Below are 277 nucleotides of genomic sequence, written 5' to 3'. Positions count from 1 at the left end.
CCCTGGAAGAACATCGACGCCGCCGGTGGCACCGTCACCAGCAGCACCGACATCAGCAGGCCGATGCCGCCCTGTTGCATCGCCTGAGTGGTCAATCCCTCGCCGGCGTCGCCGAGCAGCCCGGTGACCTTCGACAGCCACAGCGCCACCGCGACTTTGGCCAGGAGTTTCATCGTCATCGCCGTGACCACGCTCAGCGTCGCCATCGAGAACAGCGTGCCCAGGCCGTACATCAGCCGCTTGCGGAACAGTTCCTTGGTCTGATCGAAGATCAGGC

Annotated in this window: 1 protein-coding gene; it reads right to left on the bottom strand. The window is 64.6% G+C overall.

Annotated features, from left to right (window positions below; genetic code table 11):
• On the bottom strand, positions 1-277 hold a 277-nt coding region (locus tag HKX41_11295; protein ID NNC24716.1), incomplete at both ends, for a hypothetical protein.

It is taken from the genome of Salifodinibacter halophilus (assembly GCA_012999515.1).
Classification (GTDB): Bacteria; Pseudomonadota; Gammaproteobacteria; order Nevskiales; family Salinisphaeraceae; genus Salifodinibacter; species Salifodinibacter halophilus.
Note: the sequence above shows the minus strand (reverse complement) of the source record. Positions and strands in the feature narration are given on the sequence as shown.